At 70.2% G+C, this 1,977-nt stretch carries 1 protein-coding gene; it reads left to right on the forward strand.

Going from position 1 to position 1,977, the window contains the following annotated elements:
- Positions 1 to 108 precede the first annotated feature (108 nt).
- Positions 109 to 1,920, forward strand: coding sequence for an IS481 family transposase (locus ACFYYF_RS41525; protein WP_388784807.1), 1,812 nt, complete (start codon positions 109 to 111; stop codon positions 1,918 to 1,920).
- The last annotated feature ends 57 nt before the right edge of the window (positions 1,921 to 1,977 follow it).

Consider the following 1,977-nt stretch of genomic DNA (forward strand, 5'->3'; position numbering starts at 1 on the left):
TGTCCGATCCCGGGTGATGCTTGACAGTTCGATCCCAGCTGATGGTTGACGGTGGCCGTGATCGGCTTTTCTGTGCGTGTCGTTGCGGCGCGTGTGGGGAGGCCGGGATTGGCTCTGGTGGAGTTGTCGGTTGTCGAGCAGAGATACCGGGCTGTCCTGGCCGTGCTGGCGGGTGCGACGGTGACGGAGGTCGCGGCGTCGCTGGGCGTCTCGCGGCAGACGGTCAGCGGGTGGAAGTCGAGGTATGAGGCTTCGGGTCTGGCCGGGCTGGCGGACCGGTCGCATAGGCCGGCTTCGTGTCCGCATCAGGCTTCTGCCGAGGTGGAGGCGGCGGTGTGTGAGCTGCGGTGCAAGCATCCGCGGTGGGGTCCGCGGCGGATCGCTCATGTGCTGGAGCGGTCCGGGGCGGTGGCGCCGGTGCCGTCGCGGATGACGGTGTATCGGATCCTGGTGCGGCATGGGCTGGTGGAGCCGGGGGTGCGGCGGCGGAAGCGGTCGGATTACAAGCGCTGGCAGCGGGACCGTGCGATGCAGCTGTGGCAGATGGACATCGTCGGCGGGGTGATGCTGGTCGACCCGGTCACCGGCGAGCTGACCGAGGCCAAGGTCGTGACCGGGGTGGACGACCATTCCCGCTTCTGCGTGATCGCGTCGGTGGTCGAGCGGGCGACCGGGCGGGCGGTGTGTGCGGCGTTCGCCCGGGCCCTGCAAGTGTTCGGGGTGCCGGAGGAGGTGCTGACCGACAACGGCAAGCAGTTCACCGACCGGTTCGGCCATGGTGGTGAGGTGTTGTTCGACCGGATCTGCCGGGAGAACGGGATCGCGCACCGGCTCACCCAGCCGGCCTCGCCGACCACGACGGGCAAGGTCGAGCGGTTCCATCAGACGCTGCGGCGCGAACTCCTCGACGACTGCGGGACGTTCGAGAGCATCGAGGAGGCTCAGGCGGCACTGGATCGCTGGGTGGAGGAATACAACTCCGAGCGTCCGCATCAGGCCCTGGACATGCAGTCCCCGGGCGACCGGTTCACCCCTGTCCCCGAGCAGGAGCGGGACGTGCTGGGCCTGAGGATTCCTGGAGTGCTGGCGCTGGTGCCGCAGCAGCGGTCGGCTCCCGCCGTGGTGCCGGATCCGGTCGGGGCGGTGCCTGCCCCGGCTCCTCTTGCGGCGGTGGTGCGGGTGGAGGAGGGCGGGCCGGTGGAGTTCGAGCGGGTGGTGCCTGCGAGTGGGAATCTGCAGGTCGCGGGCAAGCAGTTCTGGCTCGGCCCGTCCCGCTCGGGGCTGACGGTGACGTTCTGGGCCGACACTGCGGTGATCCACCTGCTGATCGCCGGGACGCGGATCAAGACCGTGCGCTCGCACCTGTCGGTGGCGGATCTGGGGCGGCTGGCGGCCCGGGGCGGACGTGTGGCCGGTCCGGCCCCGCTGCCGGCCGGGGACGGGGTGGCGTTCGAGGTGGACCGGGTCGTGAACAACAGCGGACTGGTGGGCTTGGGCGGGCACCAGGTGCTGGCGGCGGAGATCCTCGGCGGCCGCCAGGTCGGCATCCGCATCGACGACGAGACGCTGTCGTTCTTCGACCTGTCCTCACGACAGCTGCTGCGGGTGCGGCCCAACCCGCTGACCGGCGATGAAATCCGCAGACTGCGGGGCCTGCGTCCGGCCGGACCGCCACCGCGTCCGGGCATCGAGCCCGTGCGGGTGCAGCGGCGGGTCAGCGCGGTCGGCACGGTCATGGTCTGCCGCCAGGTCGTGGCCCTGGGCCGCCCGTACGCAGGGCAGACCGTGACCGTGCACGTCTCGGACACGACGATCAGCGTCGATCTGGACGGTCAGGTCCGGGTGATCCGGCGCACGACCGACGTTCCGGTCCGTAACGTGAAAGCGAACAAGCCCCACGGGGCTCCCTACGTTGTCTAGGCCCACCGTCAGGCATCGCCTGGGACCAGAACGTCAGGCATCAGCTGGGATCCGACA

The organism is Streptomyces sp. NPDC001914 (genome assembly GCF_042891215.1).
In the GTDB taxonomy this organism is placed as follows: domain Bacteria; phylum Actinomycetota; class Actinomycetes; order Streptomycetales; family Streptomycetaceae; genus Streptomyces.